Source organism: Flavobacterium sp. GSP6 (genome assembly GCF_003984855.1).
In the GTDB taxonomy this organism is placed as follows: domain Bacteria; phylum Bacteroidota; class Bacteroidia; order Flavobacteriales; family Flavobacteriaceae; genus Flavobacterium.
Map to the genome: position 1 here is coordinate 227,667 of NZ_RYDO01000003.1, position 25,375 is coordinate 253,041.

General features: G+C 35.8%; 27 protein-coding genes, 3 tRNA genes, 1 pseudogene and 1 riboswitch. Of the genes and pseudogenes, 16 read left to right on the forward strand and 15 right to left on the reverse strand.

All coding sequences use genetic code 11. The features are described from left to right. Window positions 1–46 precede the first annotated feature (46 nt). From EKM03_RS04945 to EKM03_RS04955, 3 genes are all read left to right on the forward strand, one after another. A complete protein-coding gene (locus tag EKM03_RS04945; RefSeq protein WP_126460787.1) occupies window positions 47–823 on the forward strand; it encodes an adenosylcobinamide-GDP ribazoletransferase in 777 nt (258 codons plus the stop codon). Then, on the forward strand, window positions 808–1,332 hold the full coding sequence (cobC, locus tag EKM03_RS04950) for an alpha-ribazole phosphatase (RefSeq protein WP_126739961.1): 525 nt from the start codon (window positions 808–810) through the stop codon (window positions 1,330–1,332). The genes EKM03_RS04945 and cobC overlap by 16 nt, the downstream gene beginning before the upstream one ends. A gap of 40 nt (window positions 1,333–1,372) precedes the next feature. Continuing rightward, window positions 1,373–1,642, forward strand: a riboswitch (cobalamin riboswitch). Between the two features lie 98 nt (window positions 1,643–1,740). After that, window positions 1,741–3,666 carry a TonB-dependent siderophore receptor gene (locus EKM03_RS04955; RefSeq protein WP_233584062.1) on the forward strand — a complete coding sequence of 642 codons (1,926 nt, stop codon included), beginning with the start codon at window positions 1,741–1,743 and terminating at the stop codon, window positions 3,664–3,666. A gap of 72 nt (window positions 3,667–3,738) precedes the next feature. Here the strand turns inward: EKM03_RS04955 and EKM03_RS04960 are convergent, their stop codons facing one another. Then, the gene (locus EKM03_RS04960) at window positions 3,739–4,359 is read right to left on the reverse strand and encodes an N-acetylmuramoyl-L-alanine amidase (protein ID WP_126739962.1); all 621 of its coding nucleotides are present in this window, start codon (window positions 4,357–4,359) and stop codon (window positions 3,739–3,741) included. Window positions 4,360–4,425: 66 nt separating this feature from the next. After that, entirely contained in the window at window positions 4,426–5,877 is a 1,452-nt protein-coding gene (locus EKM03_RS04965) for a S41 family peptidase (RefSeq protein WP_126739963.1), read from the reverse strand. Window positions 5,878–5,989: 112 nt separating this feature from the next. Here EKM03_RS04965 and EKM03_RS15205 point away from each other — a divergent pair. The 3 genes and pseudogenes from EKM03_RS15205 to EKM03_RS04975 form a co-directional block, all read left to right on the forward strand. Beyond that, window positions 5,990–6,091, forward strand: a pseudogene (locus EKM03_RS15205) (RNA polymerase subunit sigma-70); the annotation flags it as partial. After that, window positions 6,078–6,575, forward strand: a complete 498-nt coding sequence (locus EKM03_RS04970; RefSeq protein ID WP_126739964.1) for a hypothetical protein — start codon at window positions 6,078–6,080, stop codon at window positions 6,573–6,575. The pseudogene EKM03_RS15205 and the gene EKM03_RS04970, both read left to right, overlap by 14 nt. 41 nt (window positions 6,576–6,616) lie before the next feature. Then, window positions 6,617–7,183: a DUF4252 domain-containing protein gene (locus EKM03_RS04975; RefSeq protein WP_126460802.1), complete on the forward strand. Its 567-nt coding sequence runs from the start codon at window positions 6,617–6,619 to the stop codon at window positions 7,181–7,183. A gap of 172 nt (window positions 7,184–7,355) precedes the next feature. On the opposite strand, the gene EKM03_RS04985 is transcribed toward EKM03_RS04975, so the two are convergent. Further along, the gene (locus EKM03_RS04985; RefSeq protein WP_126561761.1) at window positions 7,356–7,862 is read right to left on the reverse strand and encodes a tetratricopeptide repeat protein; all 507 of its coding nucleotides are present in this window, start codon (window positions 7,860–7,862) and stop codon (window positions 7,356–7,358) included. Window positions 7,863–8,112: 250 nt separating this feature from the next. Between EKM03_RS04985 and EKM03_RS04990 the strand changes: the two genes are divergently transcribed. The 3 genes from EKM03_RS04990 to EKM03_RS05000 all read left to right on the forward strand — a co-directional run bounded on the left by EKM03_RS04990 (window position 8,113) and on the right by EKM03_RS05000 (window position 9,447). After that, window positions 8,113–8,721: a DUF4468 domain-containing protein gene (locus tag EKM03_RS04990; protein WP_255416580.1), complete on the forward strand. Its 609-nt coding sequence runs from the start codon at window positions 8,113–8,115 to the stop codon at window positions 8,719–8,721. 169 nt (window positions 8,722–8,890) lie between these two features. Then, window positions 8,891–9,181, forward strand: a complete 291-nt coding sequence (locus tag EKM03_RS04995; protein ID WP_126739966.1) for a hypothetical protein — start codon at window positions 8,891–8,893, stop codon at window positions 9,179–9,181. After that, entirely contained in the window at window positions 9,181–9,447 is a 267-nt protein-coding gene (locus tag EKM03_RS05000; protein WP_126569245.1) for a hypothetical protein, read from the forward strand. Before EKM03_RS04995 ends, EKM03_RS05000 begins: the two co-directional genes overlap by 1 nt. A gap of 188 nt (window positions 9,448–9,635) precedes the next feature. Here the strand turns inward: EKM03_RS05000 and EKM03_RS05005 are convergent. The 3 genes from EKM03_RS05005 to EKM03_RS05015 all read right to left on the reverse strand — a co-directional run bounded on the left by EKM03_RS05005 (window position 9,636) and on the right by EKM03_RS05015 (window position 9,944). Beyond that, window positions 9,636–9,718 (reverse strand) — tRNA-Leu (locus EKM03_RS05005). 42 nt (window positions 9,719–9,760) lie between these two features. Then, window positions 9,761–9,833 (reverse strand) — tRNA-Lys (locus EKM03_RS05010). Between the two features lie 38 nt (window positions 9,834–9,871). Beyond that, window positions 9,872–9,944, reverse strand: a tRNA-Lys gene (locus EKM03_RS05015). A 127-nt stretch (window positions 9,945–10,071) separates the two neighbouring features. On the opposite strand from EKM03_RS05015, the gene EKM03_RS05020 reads away from it, so the two are divergent. Beyond that, window positions 10,072–10,590, forward strand: coding sequence for a shikimate kinase (locus EKM03_RS05020; RefSeq protein ID WP_126460808.1), 519 nt, complete (start codon window positions 10,072–10,074; stop codon window positions 10,588–10,590). Here EKM03_RS05020 and EKM03_RS05025 read toward each other — a convergent pair. Both EKM03_RS05025 and EKM03_RS05030 read right to left on the reverse strand, forming a co-directional pair. Then, entirely contained in the window at window positions 10,582–11,082 is a 501-nt protein-coding gene (locus tag EKM03_RS05025) for a phosphoribosyltransferase family protein (protein WP_126739967.1), read from the reverse strand. The genes EKM03_RS05020 and EKM03_RS05025 overlap by 9 nt on opposite strands. Window positions 11,083–11,255: 173 nt before the next feature. Further along, a complete protein-coding gene (locus EKM03_RS05030; protein ID WP_126460811.1) occupies window positions 11,256–11,648 on the reverse strand; it encodes an RNA-binding S4 domain-containing protein in 393 nt (130 codons plus the stop codon). 80 nt (window positions 11,649–11,728) lie between these two features. Between EKM03_RS05030 and EKM03_RS05035 the strand changes: the two genes are divergently transcribed. Next, window positions 11,729–12,709 carry an FKBP-type peptidyl-prolyl cis-trans isomerase gene (locus EKM03_RS05035; protein ID WP_126556359.1) on the forward strand — a complete coding sequence of 327 codons (981 nt, stop codon included), beginning with the start codon at window positions 11,729–11,731 and terminating at the stop codon, window positions 12,707–12,709. Window positions 12,710–12,779: 70 nt separating this feature from the next. On the opposite strand, the gene EKM03_RS05040 is transcribed toward EKM03_RS05035, so the two are convergent. After that, window positions 12,780–13,733, reverse strand: a complete 954-nt coding sequence (locus tag EKM03_RS05040; RefSeq protein WP_126739968.1) for a transketolase family protein — start codon at window positions 13,731–13,733, stop codon at window positions 12,780–12,782. 115 nt (window positions 13,734–13,848) lie between these two features. Then, on the reverse strand, window positions 13,849–14,700 hold the full coding sequence (locus EKM03_RS05045) for a transketolase (RefSeq protein WP_126556365.1): 852 nt from the start codon (window positions 14,698–14,700) through the stop codon (window positions 13,849–13,851). Between the two features lie 150 nt (window positions 14,701–14,850). Here EKM03_RS05045 and EKM03_RS05050 point away from each other — a divergent pair, with 150 nt between their 5' ends. From EKM03_RS05050 to EKM03_RS05060, 3 genes are all read left to right on the forward strand, one after another. Next, window positions 14,851–15,438, forward strand: a complete 588-nt coding sequence (locus EKM03_RS05050) for a Crp/Fnr family transcriptional regulator (RefSeq protein ID WP_126455733.1) — start codon at window positions 14,851–14,853, stop codon at window positions 15,436–15,438. An 86-nt stretch (window positions 15,439–15,524) separates the two neighbouring features. Then, window positions 15,525–16,022 (forward strand): hypothetical protein, encoded by a 498-nt coding sequence (locus EKM03_RS05055; protein ID WP_126577168.1) that lies wholly within the window; start codon window positions 15,525–15,527, stop codon window positions 16,020–16,022. 33 nt (window positions 16,023–16,055) lie between these two features. Continuing rightward, the gene (locus EKM03_RS05060) at window positions 16,056–17,147 is read left to right on the forward strand and encodes an alkene reductase (RefSeq protein ID WP_126460826.1); all 1,092 of its coding nucleotides are present in this window, start codon (window positions 16,056–16,058) and stop codon (window positions 17,145–17,147) included. Between the two features lie 321 nt (window positions 17,148–17,468). Here EKM03_RS05060 and dnaB read toward each other — a convergent pair whose 3' ends face one another. From dnaB to tgt, 5 genes are all read right to left on the reverse strand, one after another. After that, window positions 17,469–19,013 (reverse strand): replicative DNA helicase, encoded by a 1,545-nt coding sequence (gene dnaB, locus EKM03_RS05065; protein ID WP_126460829.1) that lies wholly within the window; start codon window positions 19,011–19,013, stop codon window positions 17,469–17,471. 140 nt (window positions 19,014–19,153) lie between these two features. Beyond that, the gene (locus EKM03_RS05070) at window positions 19,154–20,107 is read right to left on the reverse strand and encodes an acetyl-CoA carboxylase carboxyltransferase subunit alpha (protein ID WP_126455741.1); all 954 of its coding nucleotides are present in this window, start codon (window positions 20,105–20,107) and stop codon (window positions 19,154–19,156) included. Between the two features lie 73 nt (window positions 20,108–20,180). Beyond that, on the reverse strand, window positions 20,181–21,110 hold the full coding sequence (locus EKM03_RS05075; protein ID WP_126460832.1) for a DMT family transporter: 930 nt from the start codon (window positions 21,108–21,110) through the stop codon (window positions 20,181–20,183). Beyond that, window positions 21,097–22,185 (reverse strand): LptF/LptG family permease, encoded by a 1,089-nt coding sequence (locus tag EKM03_RS05080; protein ID WP_126460835.1) that lies wholly within the window; start codon window positions 22,183–22,185, stop codon window positions 21,097–21,099. The genes EKM03_RS05075 and EKM03_RS05080 overlap by 14 nt, the downstream gene beginning before the upstream one ends. A gap of 65 nt (window positions 22,186–22,250) precedes the next feature. Next, on the reverse strand, window positions 22,251–23,381 hold the full coding sequence (gene tgt / locus EKM03_RS05085) for a tRNA guanosine(34) transglycosylase Tgt (protein WP_126739969.1): 1,131 nt from the start codon (window positions 23,379–23,381) through the stop codon (window positions 22,251–22,253). Between the two features lie 591 nt (window positions 23,382–23,972). On the opposite strand from tgt, the gene EKM03_RS05090 reads away from it, so the two are divergent. Both EKM03_RS05090 and EKM03_RS05095 read left to right on the forward strand, forming a co-directional pair. Next, window positions 23,973–24,572, forward strand: coding sequence for a hypothetical protein (locus EKM03_RS05090; RefSeq protein ID WP_126739970.1), 600 nt, complete (start codon window positions 23,973–23,975; stop codon window positions 24,570–24,572). 198 nt (window positions 24,573–24,770) lie between these two features. After that, window positions 24,771–25,286 (forward strand): hypothetical protein, encoded by a 516-nt coding sequence (locus tag EKM03_RS05095; protein ID WP_126739971.1) that lies wholly within the window; start codon window positions 24,771–24,773, stop codon window positions 25,284–25,286. The last annotated feature ends 89 nt before the right edge of the window (window positions 25,287–25,375 follow it).

Sequence of the window (25,375 nt, forward strand, 5' to 3'; positions counted from 1 at the left end):
CATAAATAGAGCACTAAAAACGACATAAAATCCAGATTGCATTCACATGAAAAAAGAACTACACATATTTTTTACCGCATTGATGTTTTACACCCGAATTCCCTGTCCTAAAAACATCGATCATAACCCGGATTATTTAAACAAGGCATCTCGTTATTTTCCTTTAATTGGTTGGATTGTAGGTACTATTAGTTTTTTAGTCTATGATGTATCGGTTGGTGTTTTTACCCCTGAAATAGCGATTGTTCTCTCGATGATTGCTGGAATCCTTACTACCGGTGCTTTTCATGAAGATGGTTTTGCTGATGTTTGTGATGGTTTTGGTGGGGGTTGGACCAAAGAAAAAATCTTGGTGATAATGAAAGACAGTGCCATTGGAGCTTATGGTGCCATAGGTTTGGTACTGCTGTTTTTATTGAAGTTTCAGGCTGTTTCGGAGGTACTTACTACTTCTTCATTACAGAATTTATTGCTTTTTGTTGCAGCACATTCCGTGAGTCGTCTGGCAGCCATTTCTATTGTTTTTACGCATCAGTATTCCCGTGAAGATGCCTCGAGTAAAAGCAAGCCCATTGCACAAAGTTATTCCTGGCGTGAGGTGATTGGGGCGTTCTTTTTTGGGTTGTTACCGCTTATTGTTTTGTCTTTTTTTCATTGGCAAATGCTGTTGGTGTTAGTGCCGGTTTTTATCACCCGCTTTTTTCTGGCTCGTTATTTTCAAAAATGGTTAGATGGCTATACGGGGGACTGTCTTGGTGCAACACAGCAAGTTTGTGAAATTATATTCTACTTATCTTGTATTGCTTTATGGAAGTTTATTTAGTACGCCATACCGAAACCGTTTGTGAAAAAGGAATTTGCTACGGACAAGCTGATGTGGCATTGTTGGAACCTTATGAACAACAATTTGAAGCCATAAAAGCACAAATTCCTGCTGAAAGTATCGTGTACTCTAGTCCGTTGAATCGGTGCGTGGAGTTGGCAAACTTCCTATCATCAACAAAAATACAAATGGACTCCCGGTTAATGGAAATGAATTTTGGTGATTGGGAATTAAAAAATTGGGATAGCGTTCCGGTTATCGATTTTACTCCTTGGATGAATGATTTTGTTCATGTTCGTGTGCCAAACGGGGAGTCTTTTACAGACCTCCATGATAGAGTTAGCGATTTTTTAGATAATGGACTTCCTAAAAAGACCATTAAACCTATTGTGATCGTGACCCATGCCGGAGTGATTCGAAGTATTTTGTGTAAAATTACAAAGTTGCCACTACGAGATGCGTTTCAAAATAAAGTGAACTTTGGAGCGGTGATTAAAATTGAAGTATAAAATTGAGAATAGTGTAGGATAATAACGTAATATAATTTTATCTTTGCCACCGTAATGAGGTTGCTGTTTTGTTTTTCATACCAGCATTAAAAGGGAATCAGGTAAGCGATTACAGATTTCAGTATTCAGATTAGAGAGTTTACATCCTAAATCAAGAATCCTAAATCAAGAATCAAAAATCCTGGGCTGTACCCGCAACTGTAAGCTATAAAGCTTGTTGTTATCTACAAAACCACTGTTCGTCTTTGCGAATGGGAAGGTAAACAACAAGACGCGAGCCAGGAGACCTGCCTGTTACATCGAGTATCAAACTTTCGGGAAAAAAGGTTTGGGTATGGGTAATTCTATGCTTTTCTCCCATTTATAGTCATGTGGCAGTACCATAAAACTGCTATTAAATGTTTCAAAATGAACAAGAAAATCGTTCGTATTAGTGCGCTCTGCGTGCTGATGACTTCGTGTGCTTTCGCACAACAAAAAGACACCATTGCATCCACAAATCAATTGGATGAGGTCGTAATTTCCGATTCTAAATTTGCTTTGCCAAAAGAAAAGTCCGGAAAAGTAATCGTAAAAATTACAGCCGAAGATTTAAAGAGAAGACAAGGGCAAACTGTAGCTACCATTTTGAGTTCAGTAGCCGGAATTGAAATCAACGGAAACCAAAGCCGGAATGGAAAGGATTTAGGGGTTTACATTCGTGGGGGACGAAATCATCAAGTGCTAATTCTTATTGATGGCGTTCCGGTTACCGATGCTTCTGGAATTAGCTTATCGTATGATTTGCGCTTGCTGCCCGTTGAACAAATAGAAAGTATTGAGGTGATGAAAGGCGCTTCAAGTACTTTATACGGATCAGGTGCCGCTGCCGGAGTTATTAATATTACGTTGAAAAAAGCCTCTAAAAAAGCGATTGCAGCAAATGCATACCTTAATGTGGGCACCCAAACGATTGCCAATCAGGAAAATTATAGCATAAATGACTACAGCCAAGGGATTGCTTTGAACGGAAGTGCTGAAAAAATTAATTATTATGCTTCCTTAAACAGTACCGAAACCACGGGAATTTCTGAGGCAAAATCACCTAATGACGCTGTTTTATTTGAAGCTGATCGTTTTTCCAGAGTGAACTCAGTGGTGAAAATTGGTTTCAAGCCAACAGCTAAATTAGATTTGGATTTCTTTGCAAACTACGATAAAATAAAAAGCGATTTTGATGCAGGATCTTTTGCGGATAACGATGAAAACGGCAGTGCCTCTGAACAATTTAGAGTTGGGTTTTCACCAAAATACAAATATAAAAAAGGAGAATTTGTAATCAATTCAAGTGCTAATTTAATTACAAGATCCATTTTTAATTATGGAACAATGTTGGATTATAAATCCAGAAGCGTCAATGCAGATGCGTTTAATAAATATGAAATTTCACCTGAATTGTTCCTGGTAACAGGTGCTCAATTTCAATTTCATGAAATGTCTAATGAAAGTCCGTATGAGGCCATTGCAAATGAATTGGCCAAATTTAATATGATTGATCCCTATGTGACGGCGGTTTACAGCTCTGAATTTGGGTTAAACCTGAATTTGGGAGCTCGTTATAACATGCACAGTAAATACGGAAATAATTTAGTTTACAATGTAAATCCTTCTTTTTCATTTCCTAATTTACCCTTGAAACTACTAGCTTCTTACAGTACGGCTTTTGTAGCCCCTAGCTTGTATCAATTGTATTCTCCTTATGGTGATTTGAATTTATCCTCAGAGAAAGATAAAACATTTGAATTGGGTTTTGAAACAACGATGATTGATAAAAAATTGGTTCTGAATGCTTTGGTTTTTCAAAGAGAGGAAGAAAATGCGATTGGGTTTGATTTAGTGTCTTACAAGTATTTTAATGTTGCGGGTCTAAATAAAGCCAAAGGTTTTGAGACCATGATTTCGTATGCTTTGACGGCTAAAATAAATTTGAATGCCAATTATGCGTTTACAGAATTAGAAAAACAATCACGAGTGCTGAATCCAAAACACAAAGCGAACGCCGCAGTTGATCTGCAAGCAACGCCTCGTTTGGCTTTTAATGCAACATATCAATTTGTTTCGGATCGTTATTTTGAGTATACAACATATCCGGCACCCACTTTTGATCCAGTATTGAATTCTGAAATACTGAAAGATTACCAGCTGATCAACATGAATGTACGGTATGAGTTGATCAAAAATCGAATGAATATTTTTGCAGCAGCAGATAATATTTTAGATAAGGATTTTGTTGAAACAAGAGGGTTTAGTACCAGAGGACGAAATTTCAAAGTAGGTTTGAATATCAAAATGTAATACCATTGCATTATTCCATAAAAAAAAGAGGCTTTCAGTGATGAAAGCCTCTTTTTAGGTTATAAGGTATTGTTACTTCAATTCTGAAATGAATGCTACGATAGTTGCTGCAATTTTATTTTGTTCCACATCATTGGTTAAATAGTCTCGGTCACCAAGGTTAGACATATAACCCAATTCAACAAGTACAGCCGGGACTTCTGATTTTTTTAAAATGTAGAAGGGAGCTTTCTTTATTTCTGATGATTTTATAGTAGTATTGCGGATAAATTTGTTGCGAAGTTTCACCGCAATCTCATTTGACCTTTCATTCGCAATTGATTCTGTGGCAATATAAAATTCCATTCCTGATTTTGATAGATTTAAATTTTGATTGACATGAAGTGACAAAACTAAATCAGGTTTGATCTTGTTGATCAACGCAGAACGGTCACTCAAAGAAATAAATTGGTCTCCAATTCTTGTAAGGTGTATGGTCACTTTCTCATTTTTGTTCAAAAATTTGATTTTGTCTGTGATTTGCGCTACAATTTGTTTTTCAGTAGCACTACTGGAAGTTGCTCCAAAATCAGATCCACCATGTCCGGCATCAATAACAACATTTATTTGTTTAGATGGGACAGTATTCGGAATTACAAATGCAAAAGAGACGACGGTGGCAAGAGTTAGAAATAACGGAATTGCTTTTTTCATGTGGTTTTGTTTAATTTGTTATTCAATTGTAACTTATAAAAATAAGAATTATTGTGTAACTTTATTCTATTCCAAAGCTCTCAAAAGACCTTCTGGTGCTTTCTCAATGTACATTTGGTTTTGGATTCCTTTTATTGATTTGGCATCCGTGAAAAACTCAAAATCTTGTCCGGGACTTTGTCGCAATACGCGACCAGTTCCAGTAATTTTGCGAATGGCTGTACTTAATAACGGTTCTGCAGAATCGCCAAGGATTCCCAGAGTGATCAATGTTTCTTTTTGTAGAAAATCAGGTTGTAACCCACTGAAGTAATCCCCAAAACCCACTGAATTGACAATTTTTAACACGATTGGCTGCATGGCATATCTGTGATTGGGATTCCTGCTTTGAGCTCCAAAAGTCGGGGAGTCATAAAGCGTTACGGATCCTACGTTTTTTCCTACTGTAACATCCCCAATTTGTATAACTTGAATGTGAGGTTCTAGCCCGTTGATTACTAACTCGCTTGCTGATGCAGAGCTTTTCGTAGTTAAAATATAAATTTTAGTCAATCCTAAACTATTGATGGCTGTGCTTCCTATTTTATCGGTAAAATAATTGAATAATGCTTCGGGATTTTCAGCCTCGAAATAAGCATTAATTTTTGCATTCCATTGTTGTTTAGCAAAGACTTTTCCTTTAAATTGTCCTGTTATCATACTTGCCAATCGTGTAGCCGTTTGTACAGAACCACCGCCATTGTAACGTAAATCTAAAACCAAGTCCGTAACTACTTGTGATTTTAGAGATGCAAAAGCATCGTTTAATTGAGTGTCAAAATTAGCATAAAAGCCATTGTACATCAAATAGCCTATTTTGTGAGAGCCGGAGGTGATTACTTTATTGATTAAAATTGGATTTTCGGATAGGACTGTTTTTGTCAATGCCACTGATTTACCGTTGCTGACAATTGTAGTTCCGTTATAATCAGCAAGATTTAGTGTGTAATTTTCGTTTGAACCAAAAAGTAACGATTCATAATTGCTTAAAGTCAGCTGTGTACCATTTACGGCAGTAAAAAAATCACCACGTTTTATAGCTTTACTGGAGGCGTCTGAGTTTGCAATAATATAGCGAACGTTACCAAATATTTCAGTTGTACTACCCGGTTTATAACTTAAACCAAAATCGACACCATTGTTTTTAGTAGTGCCCTGAAGCGTTCCTTCAAGTTCTAAATAATCGCTTACTATCCAACTAAATCGATCCGTAGAAGGAGTAACCCGCAACGCATCAAATAAATCCTCAGGCACCGGATATTCTCTTAAAAAAGAGTTTAGTGCAGTTTGATCCGCGAATCGGTTATCGGCTAAATTTGGAACATCAGCTTGCCACAAATAGTACAGATTCATTCCTTTCCAAATAAAATCCTGAATCTCCAGACTTGCAGGTGGTGTCACGTCATCATTGTCCTGACAGCTTTGTAAAGTGAAAGTAGCTATGAAAAATAAAAGTGTAAATTTGAAAACTGTTCTCATAATTGTATTTTAATACTTTATTAACGTAAAAATACTAACTTTAGTTTTATTTTATGTTTTTTTGTTGCAAAAATAAATAGGATTCATCTTAATAGTATAACTCGTTTGATTTTTAATGGATATGAAAGAGTACGCAATCCGGGTGTCACTTTCCCGGGCACGAAAAACGATTAAAGAATTTATGATACAAATACACAATTATGGAATCAAATAAAGTCGAGGGTTTATTAGAAAAATACTTTCAGGGAGCGGCCACTTTAGCCCAAGAAAAAGAGTTACGGGATTATTTTTCGTCTCAGGATGTTGCTTCGCATTTACAACAGTATGCTTCATTATTTGACTGTTTTGCTGTTGCAAAAGAGCAGCAGAATATGAATAAAACTCCAGTATTTGAAGTTGTTATGGCTAAAAACAAGAATAAAAAAGGGAATTTAGGCTGGGTTTCTATTGCAGCTTCAGTTGTTGTTTTGATGGGAATAGCAACGTATGTCCTTTTTGATTTGGATGCTACAAAAGAAAATACAAATTTAGGAACCTATGAAGATCCTGAAGCCGCTTTTAGGGCCACTCAAAAAGCATTGTCATTATTATCCAAGAATGTGAATATTGGCATAAAAAGTGTACAATACATTGAAGAATATCAAACCGTTAAAAACAGGGTTTTTGTAAGCGCTAAAAAAGAGTGGAAAAGATCCTAAAAATCAAACTAAGAATACTAACAATAAAATAATTAAATAAAATGAAAGCAACCATTCAAAAAAGTATCAATAGGAGTTTTAGCAAAAAGTGTCTGATCACTTTAGTATTTCTAGTTATTTCGAGTCCATTTTTTGCGCAAGCAGTCTTTGACAAATTTGACGGACAAGATGATGTTACGTCCATTATAGTCAATAAAAAAATGTTCGACTTGATGAGTAAGGTCAAAGTAGATGCTTCTGATAAAGAAACGCAACAGTACCTGAGTTTGATAAAAAAATTGGACAACCTAAAAGTTTTTACTACAAAAAGTACCAGAGCAGAGGGAGAAATGAAAGCTGCTGCAGAGAAGTACATCAAAACAGCGGGATTAGAAGAGTTGATGCGCGTGAATGAAAACGGAAGGAATATAAAAATTCTGGTAAAATCAGGAACTTCAGATTCTCAAATTAGAGAATTGCTGATGTTTATTGAAGGAGCTAAAAATGAGGATACAGTGCTGATGTCATTGACAGGAAATTTTGATTTGAATGAAATTTCAGTTCTTACCGATAAGATGCGAATTCCAGGAGGTGATGACTTAAAAAAAGCAACTAAAGGCAGAAAATAAGAGGAACCCAACCAGCGTAATGATTATGATGAGCGTATTGCAACAATCGAACATTGATTTAGAACAATTGAAGCCGCTATAGCAGTTCATGAAATAAACAGAGTTATATCTATAAAAAAAAGCGTCTTGATGTTGTAATCGAGACGCTTTTTTTATGCCTATTTCAAGAATATTATTTGCAAAACATTTTTTTATTTTTAACGGCACTTTGGCTTCCTAATTTAATGGCTTTGGTGAAATCAGCGCACGCATTTTTTTTATTTTGAATGTGAATATTAGATAACCCTCTAAGATTATAGGCAATGTAGTCTTTAGGATTTAACGTGATAGATATCGTACAATCTTCAATGGCTCCCGTATAATTTTTAGCCTTGTAATTGATGTCAGCCCTGGTGGTATAAGCATCTCCTTTTTTAGGTTCAATGATGATGGTTTTATTGACATCATCTAACGCCCCTTTTATATCGCCTGATTTTTGTTTCAAAAGGGCTCTGTTTAAGTAGGCTTCAGCAAACAATGGATCAGCTCGTATGGCTTTAGTATAATCAGCAATAGCGCCTTTTAGATTGCCTGTTTCTGCTTTTTTTAAAGCTTGGTCAAAAAAATCGTAGGCAATTGGACTCTGACTCCAGCCAGTTAAGGAACTTAATAATAATGCAAGAAAAATTAATTTTTTCATAAAAATAGATTGCAGGGTATTGGGCTTGTTAAGAACTCGGGTAAAGAATAAAATTGCACTATAAAGGTACTATTTTTTAGTTAGATATTAAATTAACGCATTTAAATGTAATTTATTTTACAAAATGAAACCAATAAAAAATCACCAATGGACTTGCTAACTTTACCCGCATAAAAAGTTAAGAATAAAAACCTTAATTTTAAATTATAAAAAAGAATCGAAAAATTTTAAAAATGTTGCTTAACTAATACTGCAGGATTTATTTGCATATCCAAAAAGTTTAACAGGTGTATTTGAAGTACCAAGTAAAACCAAAGCTGAAATCTTTTCGGCTATAAATAAATGGATTAGTATCAATTATAATAGTGGTAAATCAGTAACACAATTATTAGATGCTGAAGCGGGTAATATAGTTGTAAAAGGTATCAATCAAATTAATTATAATAATGGTGCAAAAATATTATACCCTAATATGAAATCAATACCAGAAATTAACGTAATGAAATTCAATCATCTAATTGAAATTAATGTTAAGGAAAACAAGTATAGAGTTAATTATAGAATTCTTGAAATAGAATATGACCAAGCAGTTGCAGTTTATATGACACCATCATTAACAAAGAATGGTTTTGATTGTATAAATCTTAATGGTACACCAGTTGCAGTAATAACAAGTATAAATGATTCTTTAGAAACAACTTTAAAAATGGGATTCATTGGTAAAGAGAAAAGAGAAACGTATAAAGCAAATACTAAACCAATGTATGATGGAATAAATTCTACAATTGTTGCTGATATGAAAGCAACTATGTTATCGATTCAATCAGCGGTTAATTCGCAAACAAAAGATGGTTGGTAAACAGAAAAATCTTTTAAATATTAAAGAGCAACCAAACAGTTGCTCTTTTTTTTTGTTCAAATAGCCAACCACAGGCAAGTGGTAAACCTCAACAAATATAAACTATAATTAATAACTATTAAAATAATTTATTACATTTGTTTTATCTATAATAGATAAATTTAGACAAATGGCAACAGGCATAAAAACAGGCGGGCGTACCTCGGGAACATTAAATAAAACTACCTTAGAGTTAAGAGAAAAATTTACTTTATTGATTGAAAATAATTTCGATAAAATCCAAAGTGATATTGATTTATTAGAACCTAAAGACAGGATAAGGATACTTTTAGAATTAGCAAAATTTGTAGTTCCTACTTTGAAGGCGACAGAATTAACCATCGGAAACGAAAACAAATTTAATCCAGTAATAATAAATCTGGGCACTGGTATTAATCCTGAACTTGAAGCAAAGTATTAATGGAAATTCACATCACTAATTATGCTGAATTGCTGGAGTTTATAAAGCTAAAAGATATAAATTCTGAACAAGCCACCCAGATAGTATGCAAAGCATTAAATGTAGTTTCATTATTTGAGATGACAAAAGATGAGGTTATAATAGCTACCGAATATTACATTAAAACTTTTTGCAAAAATAATACTGGAGAACGTCCGATATTTTTAAACCAATGTAGTTTGGATTTTGATATTCGAGATATTTTCAATAAAATTAAAATTGAATAGATGAAATGTAAAATGTGTAAAATATGCACTCAAAACAAAACATTTATTTTTTGTTGAAAACGGTTTTTTCAAGGGTAAAAGACGTGAGTAATCAAACTAAAAAAACACCCAAAAAATGAGTGTTTTGAAAATGGTTAAGTAAATGTTAACTAAAATGTTTGTTAAGCCCTGTAAATAGGCTTTTAAAGTGACCACGGTGGGATTTGAACCCACACGCCCTTGCGAGCACCAGCCCCTCAAGCTGGCAAGTCTACCGTTTCTCCACGTGGCCTTATAAAAAAAAAGGTCCAGTAATAAATTACTCGACCTTTTGTGACCCGACTGGGGCTCGAACCCAGGACCCCATCATTAAAAGTGATGTGCTCTACCAACTGAGCTATCGAGTCAATGCTTCAAGGAAAGTATGTGTTGATCACTAAAATTGTGACCCGACTGGGGCTCGAACCCAGGACCCCATCATTAAAAGTGATGTGCTCTACCAACTGAGCTATCGAGTCATTTTCTTTCCTTGAATGCGGGTGCAAATATAAGGACTTATTTTGGAGTTTTCCAAGCAATTTTATTATAAATTTGTCTTTTTTAAACAAAATTACTCAACACCTTAATTTGTAAGGTTTTATTCAGATGAAAAAAATAATTTTATTAGGTTATATGGGGTGTGGTAAGTCTACAATTGCAAATAAGTTGTCCAAAATTATCCAATTTCCTTTTGTAGATTTGGATGAAAAGATAGTAGAGAAGATGAATTTGTCCATAAATGCCATTTTTGAAAAGCATGGAGAAATTTATTTTAGAAAGGTAGAACACGAAGTTTTTATCGAATTATTAAACGCTCCCGAATCATGTATTATAGGTTTAGGTGGAGGAACTCCTTGTTATGCCAATAATCATGAGTTGCTAAAAGGAGATAATGTTGTTTCTATTTATCTAAAGGCTTCTATTGAAACGTTATTGAACAGATTGGCTTTTAATGTAAGTAAGCGTCCACTGATTGCGGATAAAAGTCCTGAAGATATGAAAGAGTTCATAGCAAAACACCTTTTTGACAGGAGCTTTTATTACAACCAAGCGCAATATAAAGTTGTGGTTGATGGTAAAACAATCGATCAGACTGCGCAGGATATTGTGGCTCTTTTAGCTTAAATACGCATAATTAGTATCGTTTTCATCAAAAACAACTTGTACGTGCTCTAATAACGAAGTAGAAAGCGAGATTCCTTTAAAATCTGCTTTTACAGGATACTTTTTGTGATTTCTATCCACAAGCACTGCGGTTTTGAATTTTTTCAAAGGAACATCTATAAAGTGTCGTACGGCATAGATAAGTGTCGTTCCGGAGTTTAATACATCATCTACCAGAACTAAACCTTTATTGGTATACTGTTCTTTTGATAACGAAGTATGAATGAGTAATTGAGGGTTTTGTTTGTTGATCTGCACTTCGCATAGTGCAACTTTAAGAGGGGAAATAGTTTCCAGGACGGCGGCTATTTTTTTTGCGAAAATGAAACCATTACTTGCGATTCCTGCAATGACTATTTCCTCTTCATCTACGAAAGTTTCATATATTTGGTAGGCAATTCTTTTTATTTTGTGATCAATTTCCTGATTTGTTAAGATGATATTTTTGCTCATTATTTAAAATTTTTATATTCCCCTCCCCAACTCTCCCCGAAGGGAGCTAGGACTGGCAAAGGTTATTCGATGTTTTACTTAATTTTTATTTGTTGCTTATCTTACATTCAAAACTCTGGGGTGAGAATTGCGTTTGATAAAGTTCATTCGGGATTGTACTTAATTTACTAAGGCTAGTCTCCCTCACCTTCGGGGAGGGTCGGGGAGGGGAGAAATTCATCAATATCTCTTCGATCTTTTTTGGTAGGTCTTCCCGTGCCATTCTTTCGATAATGTTCTTTTGATAGTTTTAGTAATTCTAAATGTTGATACGCTTCTGCCGGAGTATCGTTTCGTCTGTAAATATCAACCAGTTTTGCTCCGACACGATTTTCCGGGATATCCAACACGGTGATTATTTGGGTAATTTGGTCTTTCCGAAACGTGATTTTGTCAGTAGCGAAAACTTCTTTAGAAGGCTTGGCAACAAGACCGTTAACGGTTACGTGATTCTTTTTGCAGGCTTCAGTAACCATATTTCGGGTTTTATAATACCGCACGCACCATAAATATTTATCTATTCTCATAAATTTTCTAAAATAGGAGTTAAATTGTTTACAAAAATCAATCAATATTGTATCTTGCGCACTTAAAAAAATTAGCTATAATGAACAAATTTAAGTATTATTTTATTCTATTAATTACAACTATCTCTTTATTTTCATGCTCAAAGGATGAGGCTGCTGAAATTCAACCGCCTAGAGATTTCGCAGTGCAATATGCGACTGATTTAACGGATATCGAAGAATATTTAAAAAACTATTATATCACAGTTGTAAATCACGCCGGTTTCCCGGACGACCAGGACGTTAGCTATACAAAAATTCCTGCAGGAGGTAGCCAGCCCTCTATCTGGTCTTATAAAGATAAAACAACCTTTCCTAAACTTTTGAGTAGAGATGTCAAACTTCATGATATAACGTATACCTTGTATTATTTAGTGCTTAGAGAGGGAGCGGGCAAATCTCCTACTAATGCTGATGCGGTATTGGCTTCTTACAAAGGAGATTATTTATCCCGAACCACGGTTTCGGAAGTTACGACACTTTCTGCTACTCAGTTTGAGGTGGTGAAAAACCCACAACAATTCTTTAGTTTGCTTACTACAGTAGTAGGATGGGGCGAAACTTTTCCGCAATTTAAGACTGGGACTTACGATTCTAATACAGATGGGACCGTATCTTACAGAGATTTTGGAGCAGGAGTAATGTTTTTGCCTTCTGGATTAGGATATTATAATTCAGGAAGTGGATCGATTCCTTCTTACGCACCTCTAGTTTTTAGTTTTAAATTATACGAAATTAACAGACTGGATTCAGATGGTGATGGAATCATGAATTTTCAAGAAGATCTTGACGGCGATGGTTATATGCGCGTTTTAGCGACAGGAGTTATAAATCCGGATGATACGGATGGAGATGGAATTCCAAACTTTTTAGATACTGATGATGATGGAGACAGTGTGAGTACCAGAACGGAAATCACGGATGCTAATGGCGTTTTAATCCCATTTGAATCTATCCCAAGCTGTAGCGGAAATACTACTGATCCGGCAAGAATCAAAAGACATTTAGTAAAATGCAATTAAAACATACAAATCAAAAAAAATCCAGTTCAATTTGAACTGGATTTTTTTTTGTATAAGTAAAAGGAAGCTATTATTTTCTTTTCATTACTCTTTGAACCGCTTCAACAATCGCTTGATTGTTCAATTTGTATTTATCCATTAATTGTTCTGGTGTTCCGGACTCTCCAAAGCTGTCATTCACTGCCACGAATTCTTGTGGTAATGGGCTGTTCAAAGCTAAAACTCTAGAAATGCTTTCGCCCAGACCACCAAGAATGTTATGCTCTTCAGCGGTAACAATACATTTTGTTTTTTCCAATGATTTCAAAATTGCTTCTTCATCTAATGGTTTGATCGTGTGAATATTGATTACTTCAGCAGAAATACCTTGTGCTTCTAATGCTTCAGCTGCGATAAGAGCTTCCCAAACTAAATGTCCCGTAGCAACAATAGTTACATCAGTCCCTTCCGTTAAAACAATCGCTTTTCCTATTTCGAAAGGTTGGTCTGCTGGCATAAAGTTAGGTACAACCGGACGACCAAAACGCAAATAAACAGGACCGTGGTGATCCGCAATTGCCAATGTAGCCGCTTTTGTCTGGTTGTAATCACACGTATTGATTACCGTCATTCCCGGTAACATTTTCATTAAACCAATATCTTCCAGGATTTGGTGTGTTGCACCATCTTCTCCTAAAGTTAATCCTGCGTGTGAAGCACAAATTTTCACATTTTTCTCTGAATACGCAACCGACTGACGAATTTGGTCGTACACTCTTCCCGTAGAAAAGTTAGCGAAAGTTCCCGTGAAAGGAATTTTTCCTCCAATAGTTAAACCGGCAGCAATTCCAATCATGTTGGCTTCTGCAATTCCAATTTGGAAAAAACGTTCCGGGTGATTTTTCTTGAAATCATCAAATTTAAGAGAACCAATTAAATCTGCACAAAGTGCCACAACATTCTCGTTTTTTTGACCTAATTCAGTCATTCCCGCTCCAAAACCCGAACGTGTATCTTTACTTCCTGTATTTGTATATTTTTTCATTTTCCTCCCCCAACCCCTCCAAAGGAGGGGAGCTCCTATTGGGGTAAATAGGGTTTTAAATTTTTATTTAATGATTCTGTAGCTGTTTCTCCCCTTCGGGGAGGCTAGGTGGGGATTAGTAGTCGCTTTCTGCTGCTGTGTAGTTTTGGCCTAAAGCAATTTCAAGTTGCGTATCATTAGGCGCTTTACCGTGCCAAGCGTGACTGTACATCATAAAATCTACCCCATTACCCATTTCAGTGTGCAACAATACACAAACTGGTTTTCCTTTTCCAGTTCTGGATTTGGCATCATTCATTCCGGCAATAATAGCTTCGATATCATTTCCTTTTTCAATTTCTAAAACATCCCAATCAAAAGCTTCAAACTTGGCACGAATACTTCCCATGGCTAAAACCTCGTCAGTTGTTCCATCAATTTGCTTTCCGTTTAAATCGATTGTAGCAATAAGGTTGTCCACTTTTTTTGCAGCAGCATACATGATTGCTTCCCAGTTTTGACCTTCCTGTAATTCACCATCACCATGAAGTGTATAAATAATATGGTTGTCACCATTCAATTTTTTTGCTTGAGCAGCACCAATCCCTACTGATAATCCCTGTCCAAGAGAACCAGATGCAATACGTATTCCTGGTAAGCCGTCATGTGTAGTTGGGTGTCCTTGTAGTCTTGAATTGATCAAACGGAAAGTAGCTAGTTCTGCTGCTGGAAAATAACCGCTTCTAGCTAAAACACTGTAAAATACAGGTGAAATATGCCCGTTTGAAAGAAAGAAAAGATCTTCTCCAATACCGTCCATATCAAAACCTTCTTTGCGTTCCATTATATTTTGATATAAAGTGACAAGGAATTCAGTACAACCTAGAGAACCACCTGGGTGACCTGAGTTGACAGCGTGTACCATTCGAAGAATATCTCTTCTGACTTGGATTGTTAAATCGTTTAATTGTTGTGTGTTCGGTTTCATTTGTGTGTTAAAATTAGACTGGGCAAAGGTAGTCAGATATTTTGATTTATACAGACTTCCATTTTTAGATTTATCAATAGTTATCAAGGATTGTTTTTTTAGCAGCAATACTATTTTTAAGAATTCTTGATTATTTAGTATCTTGCAACCATGTTTCAACAATTATTCAAAAGCATTCAGGAAAAAGTGATACTGACTCAGGAAGAAATGGAGTTGTGTAAAACTTTTTTTATCCCTAAAAGATTACGCAAAAAACAAATCCTGTTGCAAGAAGGAGACATTTGTGTCTACAATGCCTTTATTGAAAAAGGAATACTGCGCTCTTTTTCCATCGATGAAAAAGGAAATGAACACATCGTACAATTTGCAATTGAAGGCTGGTGGATCGCAGATTTGTCCAGTTTTCTAACAAATAGTTCCTCTATTTATACGATTGAAGCCTTGGAGGATTCTGAACTGCTTTTGCTGACAACATCGGCAAGAGAAGCTTTAATGGATAAAGTCCCCATGTTTGAAAGATACCAACGCTTGCTTTTGCAAAATGCCTACATCGCCAATCAAGCCAGAATAAATTCGACTTTAACAGAAACCGCCGAAGAAAAATACACCAATTTAGGAATTGCTTATCCCGGAATTGTTCAACGTGTACCCCAACACATGATCGCCTCTTACCTTGGTCTGAAACCGGAAACATTGAGTCGGGTTCGCAAACAAATTAACAATCGAAGTTCATTTTAATTGACATAGATCAATAGAATTTCTTGTTTTACATCAACGAAAACTTTTGCAATACAGCCTTAAATTTGTCCTGTAAATATAAGTCGATGTCAAATAGAACCACATTTGCAGTCCTAGGAGTTTCAGTAACCAATAGTATTGTTTTAGCAAAGCAAATTGCCAAAACCAATCCCGTTTTGCTGTTTGATCAAAAAGCCGCTACACTTTTGGAGGTGTATACCGAAATTATTTCAGAGAATCCGAAGGCAAATGTAGAAATGATGATTTGTCCAACCAATGCAAGTTGGGAGGCAGATATTATTATACTTTCAAATGATGTGGCAACAAATGTTACTCTTATTGAAAAAATCAAAAAAGTGGCAACGGGTAAAATCGTACTTATTTTGGGAAACGAAATGGAGGTGATTAATTCCGAAAGTACACTGGATAAATTACAGCATTTGTTTCCTTTTTCTAAAGTTATTCTGAGCAACGAATCAGCGTATGATTCTAACGATTCCCTTCTTTTGAAAGGAAATGAGCAAGAAACCTTAAACACTATTTTAACTCTATTTACAAGTATTGGTTTGAAAGCCAGTATTTAATTTAATAAAACACTAATTTTTAACAAAAATCAAATGAGTAAATCAATTTTATTTCAACCCTATACATTAGGAAGCAGTACTTTAAAAAATCGAATGGTGATGGCTCCAATGACCAGAAGCCGTTCTAATAATGAAGGTAATGTTCCTACTGCACTTACGGCAGAATATTATACACAAAGAGCTACAGCAGGTTTAATTGTTTCCGAGGGAACTTTTGTGAGTACAAAAGCAGTGGGTTTTATCAATGTGCCCGGAATTTACAGTGCAGCACAAACCGAAGGTTGGAAACTGGTTACAAAAGCAGTTCACGAAAAAGGAGGAACTATATTTGCACAATTGTGGCACACGGGACGGTTGTCGCATCCGGATTTGCATAATGGCGAATTACCACATGCGCCATCCGCTTTGAATCCGTATGCAAAAGCTTACACAAAAGACGGTTTTGTAGACACTGTTGTTCCAAAAGAAATGACTATTGAAGACATAAAACAAACCGTTTTAGATTTTAAAAATGGAGCTAAAAATGCTATTGAGGCGGGTTTTGATGGTGTCGAATTGCACGCTGCCAACGGCTATTTACTACAACAGTTTTTTAATGGTTATTCCAATAATCGTACCGATGAATATGGTGGTTCAATAGAAAATAAAACCCGAATCCTTTTTGAAATTCTAGATGCTTTAGCCGGTGTTATTGATTATTCTAAAGTGGGTGTTCGATTGAATCCTACCCTGCATAATACGCAGGGAATGATGTTAGATGAACAGACAATTCCTACTTATGAATATATTGTAAACCGTTTGAATGACTATGGTTTAGCGTATGTGCATTTGACGGAGCCTTTTACGCCGGTTGATGATGTACCTTTTGCTGTTACTGAAGTAGCTAAGCATTTCAGACCGTTTTACAAAGGAACATTAATCATCAATAAAGGGTTTACAAAAGAAATGGGAATCAAAGTGCTTGAAGATGGGTATGCAGATCTTGTTGCTTATGGAGTTCCCTTTATTGCAAATCCGGATTTAGTGGCTCGTTTTGAGACTGATGCTCCATTAAGTAAACCAGATCAAAGCACGTTTTACACGGATACTGTGAAAGGATATACTGATTACCCGGCCATGGTTTAATAAAGAAGTATGCTTGTCTGTAGTTCTACGTAAGAAATATTTTTTGACACACATTTCATATATTTTTACAAATTAGACATTTTTTTATTGAAAATCTGTGGAATCTGTGTCGGTTTTTTGTTTGGTACGATTGCGTACAAGCAAATAAATAAATTAAACAAGAATAGTGTCAAAATACCATTGTCTTTATTTTGAGGTTCAATTATAATTCACAAGAAAGCCCGCAATAGCGGGCTTTCTATTTTTATAAACTGTATTTATTATGCTTACTTTTTTTTGTAAAGAAAAACGGGTAGTGCGCATGCTGATGAGGCTTGTTTGCTAAAAAGGAACATCGCTGTCATCATCCGGATCATTCAAATTGCTTCCAAAAGCATCATTGGCAGAGGGCAGGTTTTTAGTAATGAAAGGGTTGTCATCCTGATTCATACTGGATGGTAAGTCATCATATCCGCCACTGTAATCTTCCAGGTTATCAAATTTTCCCAGATGTCCAATAAACTTCAACCGAACGTTTTCTATACTACCATTACGGTGTTTGGCAATCATTATTTCTGCCTGACCGGCTGTTGGTGAGGCTTCTTCATCATCCCATTCGTCTATTTTGTAGTATTCAGGACGGTATAAAAAAGACACAATATCCGCATCTTGCTCAATCGCTCCTGATTCCCGTAAATCAGACAATAACGGTCTCTTGCTGGATCCACGGGTTTCTACCGCTCGAGATAATTGAGAAAGTGCAATAACAGGAACGTTCAATTCCTTGGCTAATGCTTTCAAGTTTCGGGAAATGCTAGAAATTTCCTGCTCTCTGTTTCCGCCTCCTTTTCCGTTTCCGCCAGCCGTCATCAATTGCAAGTAATCCACAATGATAATTCGGATCCCATGTTGCGAAACCAATCGCCTGGCTTTAGCCCGTAAATCAAAAATCGATAAGGAAGGCGTATCATCAATAAAGAGAGGTGCTTTTTCTAAGTTTTTAACTTTGGTACTCAACTGTTCCCATTCGTGTTTTTCTAGTTTTCCGGTACGCAATTTCTCTGATGACAAACCTGTTTCAGAGGAAATTAGCCGGGTAATTAACTGTACTGATGCCATCTCCAGAGAAAATAAGGCCACTGGTATTCCGTAATCAATAGCCATATTTCTGGCCATGGATAATACAAATGCAGTTTTTCCCATTGCAGGTCGTGCCGCAATAATAATTAAATCGCTGGGCTGCCAACCGGAAGTAATCTTATCTAACTTATCAAAACCAGTGGCAACACCGCTCAATCCTTCTTGACCGGCAATTTCTTCAATTCGTTTTTTTGCCTGTAGCACTAAACTTTGAGCTGTCTCTGAACTTCGTTTGATGTTTCCTTGTGTTATTTCATATAATTTAGATTCAGCTCTGTCTAATAAATCAAAAACATCCGCTGATTCATCGTAAGAGTCTTCAATGATTTCAGTAGAAATCCGAATCAAACTGCGTTGAATAAACTTTTGAAGAATGATTCTGGAGTGAAATTCAATGTGTGCCGAAGAGGATATCTTTTGCGTAAGCTGAATTAAGTAAAAATCACCGCCTGCTAAATCTAATTTTGCATTTTTCTTCAGTTGGGCAGAAACGGTTAATAAATCAATAGGCTGTGTTTCTGTAAACAATTGAACAATAGCCTCAAAAATATGTTTGTGTGCTTCTTTATAAAAAGCATCAGGTTGTAAAATGTCAATAACATCATCAACCCCTTTTTTGTCAATCATCATGGCACCAAGCACAGCCTCTTCTAAATCGAGCACCTGTGGTTGTAATTTTCCTTTTTCAAGGCTTATAATAGTCGTTTTATCAACCTTGACAGGATTAATATTTCTGAAGTTTTCCATGAAGCGAAAGTAACTAAAATTAAAAAAACATAGTCGTTGAGTTGTTACAAATAATTGTTCATAACTAACTATTTTTTGTTTATAACCAAAAAAAAATCCGAAACGGCAAGGCTTCGGATTAAATAGTAATTCGTAAGATTTTACTCTTTATATTCTCCCATTTTGCAGTATTTATCCATTCTTTGAGCCACTAATTCTGCTGTTGATAAGTCTTTCAATTCGTTGAAACCTTTCATGATATATTGCTCTACCGTTTTGAAAGCAGTTGCTCTGTCATAATGTGCACCGCCTAGTGGTTCAGGAATAATATCATCTACTAATTTTTGTTTTTTCATGTCAGCTGAAGTCAGCTTCAGTGCTTCGGCAGCTTGTTCTTTATATTCCCAGCTTTTCCATAAAATAGAAGAACATGATTCTGGAGAAATGACGGAATACCAGGTATTTTCCATCATGTATACCTTGTCACCAACTCCTATTCCTAATGCGCCACCAGAGGCACCTTCTCCTACGATAACAGTAATAATTGGCACTTTAAGACCAATCATTTCAAATATGTTTCTGGCAATGGCTTCTCCTTGTCCGCGTTCCTCGGCTTCTAATCCCGGGTAAGCCCCTGGAGTGTCGATCAACGTCAAAACAGGAATTCCAAATTTCTCTGCCATCTTCATCAATCGCAACGCTTTTCTATATCCTTCCGGATTGGCCATTCCAAAATTACGGAACTGTCGTGTCTTAGTGTTGAATCCTTTTTGCTGACCCACAATCATAAAGGATTGCCCGTCAATTTTTCCTAAACCACCAATCATGGCTTTATCATCTTTAAAACCTCTGTCGCCAAAAAGTTCCAGAAACGTATCGCCACACAAGGCACGCACGTGGTCCATTGTATACGGGCGGCTTGGATGTCTGGATAATTGGACACGTTGCCAGGCAGTCAAATTTTTATAGATTTTTCTTTTGGTCTCTTCTAGTTTTTTGTTGATTTGTTTGCAAGTATTCGTTACATCAACATCTGATTCCTGACCAATAATAAGACATTTATCTAACTGTTCTTCTAGTTCTTTTATTGGAAGCTCAAAATCTAAATATTCCATAGGATTTTTGCGTTTTTGTTTTTATTTCGAACCGCAAATATAAAATTTTAAATCGTTCGAAAAGGTAAATATTCTATTTATGTGTAAAAGTTTGCTTCTCTAAAGCGGGAGATTCTTTTTTAATTTTATTTTTTTGATAGTGTTTAATCACCCCGTTTAGGATTACGGTGATTACAATTATTAGTGCACCAATGTAAAATTCAAAACTCATTTTCTCTTTTCCGCCAAGGATAAAATAGGCCAAAACAATGCCGTAAACCGGTTCTAAATTCGTAGTCAGCATTACGGTATATGGCGTTAGTTTTTGCATTATTTTTACTGAAGCAGTAAAGGCATAGGCGGTACAAACGGATGCCAGAATCAATATCAGGATCCAATTATTAGCCGTTAATACAAAGAAATCGGCCGTGAATTTTTGTTCGAACACAAAGTAAATCGATATGAAACCAACACCCGCCAGGAATTCATAAAACGAGATAACCGAAGGATCGTGATCCGCAATGAGTTTTCCGTTCATCAGCGTAAATAAAACACCTAATATAATGGATGCTAAGGCGTATAACATTCCGTCCAGGTAATTGATTTCGACCTTCATAATCAGTCCCAGCCCTGCAATTATGATCAGTCCAAAAAAGACTTCGTACCACAGTACTTTTCGACCATAAAAAAGTGGCTCCAGCAGCGATGCAAAAAAAGCACCCAATGAAAAAACGGATAATGTAATAGACACATTAGAAACATGGATCGCTTTGAAAAATAAAATCCAATGCAAAGCAATCAATAATCCGACAAAAATCAATTTAAAAAATGATTTTAGCGGAATCCGAAACGATTTTTTCTTATACACCAGAAAAAGAGCTAAAAAGATACCGGCAAAAAACATGCGGTACCACACCAAGGCATCTGCCGTTATAGTGATTAGAGCGCCTAAAATGGCGGTAAAACCCCAAATAAAAACAATCAAATGGAGGTTTAAGTAACTTTTTAAATTATCGTTTTGCATTTCGTAATAGGTAGATGGCTAAAATTCCAAAAGCAATATTGGGCAACCAAACCGCTAATAGGGGAGGGAAACTGGATTTTTCTGCAAGAACACCAAAGATTTTATCAAAGAATACAAAGGCAAAAGCCAGCGCAATTCCTATGGCCAGATTCGTTCCCATTCCGCCTCTTCGTTTCATCGATGAGACTGCAACTGCAATGATGGTCAGGATAAATGCGGATATCGGGACACTGTATTTTTTGTACAAAACCACTAAATAGATGTTGATATTAGAGGAACCGCGTTCTTTTTCTTTGGCAATAAAGGCATTCAATTTTCCTAAATTCAGGGTTTCTGCAATATACACCACTGGAGTTAAATCCTCTAAATCGAATGTGAAAATAGCCTCTTTCTGGGGTAGTTTTTCAATTTTATCATTCAGTTCTCCCACCGTTCTTTTTGTATAATCATACAGGGTGTAGGTACTGTCCTTTGGATTCCATTTGATCCTGCTGGCCGTGATTTTATGAACGAGTTTTTCGTTTTTAAATTTTTCCAGTGAAAAATTAAAAGCTATTTTAGACTCCGTATTAAAACTGTTTACATAGATAAATTCATCATTACTAATTTGGCGATACACATCCGTATTATCCCCGCGCATGGCCTCTTTTCCGCCTCCTTTTAAATACGTATACCTAAAGTTATTAAAGCCTTCGCTGGCAGCGGGAACAACAAAAAACCCCATTAGTAAAACAAAAACAGAAACTATGGAAGCACCAATAATATACGGTCTTAAGAAACGCGTAAATGAAATTCCGGAGCTCAAAATAGCAATAATCTCCGTATCATTTGCCAGTTTTGAGGTAAACCAAATCACCGATAAAAACAAAAATATCGGGAACAGAGAATTCGCAAAATAAACCGTAAAGTTGTAGTAATAAAGTGCAATCTCTAAAAACGGAACCTTGTTTTCCAGCATTTTGTTGATCTTCTCAGATACATCAACAACGATTCCTATGGGGATAAACAACAACAACATCACCACAAATGTGGTTAAATATCTTTTTAGGATGTATTTGTCTATTATAGTAAGCATAGTTTTGGGTATTAGGTTTTAGGTTTTGGGTTTTGGTTACTAAAACCTAATACCCCTAACCTAATTTACAATCTCTGGTTCATGTTTTTCACCATCATTTCTTTCCAAGGTCTAAAATCGCCCGCTAAGATATGTTTTCTGGCCTCCCGAACCAACCACATATAAAAACCAAGATTGTGTATCGTGGCAATTTGTTTCCCCAAGTATTCATTGGCAGCAAAAAGGTGACGCAAATACGCTTTCGTATATTCTGTATCTACAAAGGTGATTCCCATTTCGTCAACGGGCGAAAAATCAGCTTCCCACTTTTTGTTTTTGATATTGATGGTGCCATTCGCTGTAAATAACATTCCATTTCTGGCGTTTCGCGTAGGCATCACGCAATCAAACATGTCAATTCCAAGGGCAATATTCTCCAGAATATTTATAGGAGTTCCTACGCCCATCAGGTAACGCGGTTTGTCTTCCGGTAAAATTTCGCAAACTATTTCGGTCATGGCATACATTTCCTCGGCAGGTTCCCCTACGGAGAGTCCACCAATGGCGTTTCCTACTTGATTAGAATTTGCAATATATTCCGCTGATTGCTGACGCAAATCCTTATAACAGCTTCCTTGAACAATTGGGAAAAAAGCCTGATCGTAACCGTATTTTACAGGCTGCGTGTCTAAATGATTGATGCAACGATCCAGCCAGCGGTGTGTCATTTTCATCGAGCGTTTTGCATAGTTGTAATCACAAGGATACGGTGTACATTCATCAAACGCCATGATAATATCAGCACCAATGGTACGCTGAATTTCCATCACATTCTCTGGCGTAAAAAAGTGATAGGAACCATCAATGTGCGATTTGAACTTCACGCCCTCCTCCTTGATTTTTCTATTGGCCGAAAGCGAATACACTTGGTAGCCGCCAGAATCCGTCAAAATATTACGGTCCCAGTTCATGAATTTATGCAAACCTCCGGCTTTCTCTAGGATTTCCGTTTGAGGTCGCAAGTATAAGTGGTAGGTATTTCCCAGAATAATATCCGGGTTAATGTCTTGTTTCAATTCCCGTTGATGCACTCCTTTGACCGAAGCTACGGTACCCACAGGCATAAAAATTGGGGTTTCAATCACCCCGTGATCAGTAGTAATACTTCCCGCTCTGGCTTTGGACAGCGGATCTTTTTGTAATAAATCAAACTTCATCTAGTATTTTTATTGTTTTTTCGGTCACATGCTATTCGCCAATAAAGCTGTTTTACCAAACATTTACCGCAGCGCAGAACATAGCAACGTATTTCAACCGATTGTTCGGCTGGCAAAGATAGGTTAATTTGAAACCTACATCAAAAAAATGTTTGCCATCCCGCAAAGTTATAAAGTGCATCGAAAGCTGTGGGATGACAACCAAAACAACCTTTTTTTTTAAGAAATAATTAAACAATAATAGTATTCAAAAACACACATACCATTTAGCACATGGACTTGGGCGTGCCCTAAAAAGGTCGGGCTATCCGTTATAATCTTTTACTGCTCTGCGCTTCATAAAAGGATTTCCACTAGTATCCCTCACGCGAGATTTGGTTTAACAGCAACTAAATTTTCCCATTACTATTCAAAAAGCATCCAACAAATAAAAAGTCCATTTGATGATTTGTAAGAAAATTTTAGTATATTTGAAAATAAGTAAAGCGAAACAAACCTTCGCCAATCTACCCAATTTTGGGTGTATATGCGAAGGTTTGTAGCGGGTATATATAAGTTGGCAGAAATGCTAAGTAAACGAAGACACGAAAAATGAAAAATAAAATTATAATCTTTCTTTTATTAATATTTACATCACTTTGTAATGCTAAATATTCACCACTTCTTATTAGTCAACTAATCGATAATTCAAAAGTAATTGGAATTGGTGAAATAAAGAATGTTGAAGGAAAACAGATTTCGGTACTTTTTGTAGAACTAATTAAAGGAAAGCTAGCTAACCGAACTGTAAAAATTAATCAATTTGAAAATTGGACTTGTGCTTCTCGTTGGACAAATTACAAGAAAGGGCAAAAAATAATGTTTTTTTTGTCAGCTGAAAATGGAGTTTATAAAATTTTAGGATCGGGAAATGAGGGAGAATTGCCAATTCAAGGTAAAAAAACGTATTATAAAAGTCTATACGGAGGATTAGACAAAGATTCAAATAAATATATTGTTTATGGGGCTAAATTATATGGATATGTTTACAATATTTTAGACGTGAAAAATGGAATTTTAGACTATATATCCAACAAATTGTCTTTTCATAAAATCGCAAAACAAAATAACACCAAAAAGGCCAAAATTGAAAACCCATTTTTAAAAAGATTAGTATCGGAATTATATACAGAAATATATCAATATCAATAAAAGCACTATCTGCCAACACACGCTACAAGCAAGCTGGGCATTTGGCTTTGTGAAATATGGTTTTGTATCAGTACAAATGCTGCCTAACCGAAAGAATACGCATTTTTAATCCCAGCCTTCGTGTAGCGCGGGGAACGTTGGCGGTCAGTTTAGCCGAATGAAAACTAAAAAACCTCATATAAATTAAAAATAAATAAAATGACCATTAAAACTTTCTGGATAATCTCAATAAAAATTTTAGGTTTACTTTTAATTTTAGGCGCACTAACTGTAATACCTCAATGGCTAACTTCTATATATTCTGCTTATCAAACTGGAGATTTTGAAAGCTTAACTATTGTAACTTTAATTTTTTTAGCAATATTAATTGTTTATTATTTTGTCTTTAAACTTTGTGTTTTTAAAACATCTTGGATAATAGAAAAACTAAAACTTGACAGAGATTTTGAAACTCAAAACATCGAGTTAAATTCCAAAAGCTTTACAATTATTTCAATTGCAACAATTGTAATTGGTGGTTTAATGTTCGTGGAAAATATTCCTCTATTACTAAGAGAAATTTTTATTTTTTTTCAGCAAGAAAGTTTATTCAAAGATTATCCAAAAACAGGATGGATTATATTTGACTTCTGTAAAGTTATTATTGGATATTTATTGATGACAAATAGCAGTAGAATAGCCAAATTTATTGATAAGCCGAAAAAAGATGTATAAAAAAAAACCGAACCGCCAACACACGCTACAAGCAATTTGGATATTAGGCTTAATTTGAAATTGGTTTTGTATTTGGAAGATTTGGTAAA

What these genes read in the sequence shown, in the direction of transcription:
- EKM03_RS04945 (WP_126460787.1), top strand. Translation starts at nt 47, where the DNA reads ATGAAAAAAGAACTACACATATTTTTTACCGCATTGATGTTTTACACC.
- cobC (WP_126739961.1), top strand. Translation starts at nt 808, where the DNA reads ATGGAAGTTTATTTAGTACGCCATACCGAAACCGTTTGTGAAAAAGGA.
- EKM03_RS04955 (WP_233584062.1), top strand. Translation starts at nt 1,741, where the DNA reads ATGAACAAGAAAATCGTTCGTATTAGTGCGCTCTGCGTGCTGATGACT.
- EKM03_RS04960 (WP_126739962.1), bottom strand. Translation starts at nt 4,359, where the DNA reads ATGAAAAAAGCAATTCCGTTATTTCTAACTCTTGCCACCGTCGTCTCT.
- EKM03_RS04965 (WP_126739963.1), bottom strand. Translation starts at nt 5,877, where the DNA reads ATGAGAACAGTTTTCAAATTTACACTTTTATTTTTCATAGCTACTTTC.
- EKM03_RS04970 (WP_126739964.1), top strand. Translation starts at nt 6,078, where the DNA reads ATGGAATCAAATAAAGTCGAGGGTTTATTAGAAAAATACTTTCAGGGA.
- EKM03_RS04975 (WP_126460802.1), top strand. Translation starts at nt 6,617, where the DNA reads ATGAAAGCAACCATTCAAAAAAGTATCAATAGGAGTTTTAGCAAAAAG.
- EKM03_RS04985 (WP_126561761.1), bottom strand. Translation starts at nt 7,862, where the DNA reads ATGAAAAAATTAATTTTTCTTGCATTATTATTAAGTTCCTTAACTGGC.
- EKM03_RS04995 (WP_126739966.1), top strand. Translation starts at nt 8,891, where the DNA reads ATGGCAACAGGCATAAAAACAGGCGGGCGTACCTCGGGAACATTAAAT.
- EKM03_RS05000 (WP_126569245.1), top strand. Translation starts at nt 9,181, where the DNA reads ATGGAAATTCACATCACTAATTATGCTGAATTGCTGGAGTTTATAAAG.
- EKM03_RS05020 (WP_126460808.1), top strand. Translation starts at nt 10,072, where the DNA reads ATGAAAAAAATAATTTTATTAGGTTATATGGGGTGTGGTAAGTCTACA.
- EKM03_RS05025 (WP_126739967.1), bottom strand. Translation starts at nt 11,082, where the DNA reads ATGAGCAAAAATATCATCTTAACAAATCAGGAAATTGATCACAAAATA.
- EKM03_RS05030 (WP_126460811.1), bottom strand. Translation starts at nt 11,648, where the DNA reads ATGAGAATAGATAAATATTTATGGTGCGTGCGGTATTATAAAACCCGA.
- EKM03_RS05035 (WP_126556359.1), top strand. Translation starts at nt 11,729, where the DNA reads ATGAACAAATTTAAGTATTATTTTATTCTATTAATTACAACTATCTCT.
- EKM03_RS05040 (WP_126739968.1), bottom strand. Translation starts at nt 13,733, where the DNA reads ATGAAAAAATATACAAATACAGGAAGTAAAGATACACGTTCGGGTTTT.
- EKM03_RS05045 (WP_126556365.1), bottom strand. Translation starts at nt 14,700, where the DNA reads ATGAAACCGAACACACAACAATTAAACGATTTAACAATCCAAGTCAGA.
- EKM03_RS05050 (WP_126455733.1), top strand. Translation starts at nt 14,851, where the DNA reads ATGTTTCAACAATTATTCAAAAGCATTCAGGAAAAAGTGATACTGACT.
- EKM03_RS05055 (WP_126577168.1), top strand. Translation starts at nt 15,525, where the DNA reads ATGTCAAATAGAACCACATTTGCAGTCCTAGGAGTTTCAGTAACCAAT.
- EKM03_RS05060 (WP_126460826.1), top strand. Translation starts at nt 16,056, where the DNA reads ATGAGTAAATCAATTTTATTTCAACCCTATACATTAGGAAGCAGTACT.
- dnaB (WP_126460829.1), bottom strand. Translation starts at nt 19,013, where the DNA reads ATGGAAAACTTCAGAAATATTAATCCTGTCAAGGTTGATAAAACGACT.
- EKM03_RS05070 (WP_126455741.1), bottom strand. Translation starts at nt 20,107, where the DNA reads ATGGAATATTTAGATTTTGAGCTTCCAATAAAAGAACTAGAAGAACAG.
- EKM03_RS05075 (WP_126460832.1), bottom strand. Translation starts at nt 21,110, where the DNA reads ATGCAAAACGATAATTTAAAAAGTTACTTAAACCTCCATTTGATTGTT.
- EKM03_RS05080 (WP_126460835.1), bottom strand. Translation starts at nt 22,185, where the DNA reads ATGCTTACTATAATAGACAAATACATCCTAAAAAGATATTTAACCACA.
- tgt (WP_126739969.1), bottom strand. Translation starts at nt 23,381, where the DNA reads ATGAAGTTTGATTTATTACAAAAAGATCCGCTGTCCAAAGCCAGAGCG.
- EKM03_RS05090 (WP_126739970.1), top strand. Translation starts at nt 23,973, where the DNA reads ATGAAAAATAAAATTATAATCTTTCTTTTATTAATATTTACATCACTT.
- EKM03_RS05095 (WP_126739971.1), top strand. Translation starts at nt 24,771, where the DNA reads ATGACCATTAAAACTTTCTGGATAATCTCAATAAAAATTTTAGGTTTA.